Source organism: Aeromonas sp. Y293-4 (genome assembly GCF_027705905.1).
In the GTDB taxonomy this organism is placed as follows: Bacteria; Pseudomonadota; Gammaproteobacteria; order Enterobacterales; family Aeromonadaceae; genus Aeromonas; species Aeromonas veronii.
In genome coordinates this window covers 1-1,198 of sequence record NZ_JAPDCI010000067.1, presented here as the reverse complement: position 1 = coordinate 1,198, position 1,198 = coordinate 1, and the positions used below count along the sequence as shown (strand labels likewise).

The window sequence follows — 1,198 nt, the reverse complement described above, 5'->3', positions numbered from 1 at the left end:
GGTAATCCCCCCGAAAAACTGAGGTGCTCATAAGTAGAATTTTCTCGTATCTTGAACGCAGGAGGTTCTACATGAAAACATCACGCTTTAGCGATGCACAGATCATCGCCATCCTCAAGCAGGCCGAGTCTGGTTCACCCGTCCCTGAGCTCTGCCGTGAGCATGGCATCAGCTCCGCCACCTTCTACAAGTGGCGCTCCAAATTCGGTGGCATGGATGCCTCTCTCATGGCGCGCCTCAAAGAGCTGGAAGAGGAAAATCGTCGCCTTAAGAAGATGTATGCCGAGGAGCGCCTAAAGGCTGAGATCATCTCCGAGGCGATGGCAAAAAAGTGGTGACGCCATCTGCCCGCAGGGAGATGGCGACCAAGGCTGTGGCTCATTACGCCATTTCTATCCGTCTGGCTTGCCAGGTGTTCAAGGTGAGCGAGGGTTGCTACCGTTATCAGCCCGTGCTGGCTGATGAAAACCAGGAGATTGCCGACTGGCTACTGCGCCTCACCGCCAACCAGCGCAACTGGGGTTTCGGACTGTGCTTCCTGTACCTGCGTAACGTCAAAGGCTTTGGCTGGAACCACAAGCGGGTCTACCGGATCTATCGGGCGCTAGAGCTCAATCTGCGGATAAAACCCAAGAAGCGGCTAGTACGCGCCAAGCCGGAGCCGTTGGCAGTCCCTGACCAACCGAATCACTGTTGGTCGATGGACTTTATGCATGACCAGCTCAGCGATGGTCGTTCGGTGCGGTTGTTTAATGTGATCGATGACTTCAATCGCGAAGCACTGTGCATCGAGGTGGATTTTTCCTTGCCTGCCTCGCGAGTCAAACGGGTGCTGGAGCAGGTCATCGAGTGGCGGGGCAAACCAGCCGCAATCCGCTGTGATAATGGTCCGGAATACATCAGCGAAGAGCTCAAGCAATGGGCGCAGCAGAAGAGGATTGCGCTGAGGTATATCCAGCCAGGCAACCCGCAGCAGAATGCCTACATAGAGCGATTTAACCGCACTGTGCGTTACGACTGGTTGGGCCATTACCTGTTTGAGTCACTGAATGAGTTACAGGAATTTGCCACGAACTGGCTGTGGGTTTATAACCATGAGCGGCCCAATATGGCGCTGGGCGGCTACACGCCGAAACAGCGCTTGGCACAGGCCGCATGACCTCTACTTTTGAGTGCTCCAAAAAATGGGGGGATTACC

The 1,198-nt window shown here is 54.8% G+C and carries 1 protein-coding gene; it reads left to right on the top strand.

What is annotated here, in order from left to right:
• Positions 1-71: 71 nt before the first annotated feature.
• Positions 72-1,159, top strand: a protein-coding gene (locus OKC31_RS21575; RefSeq protein WP_088821966.1) for an IS3-like element ISAs22 family transposase whose coding sequence is annotated in 2 segments (ribosomal slippage) — positions 72-324 and positions 324-1,159 — 1,089 coding nt in all. Because the reading frame shifts where the segments join, the coding sequence is not laid out codon by codon here.
• Positions 1,160-1,198 lie beyond the last annotated feature (39 nt).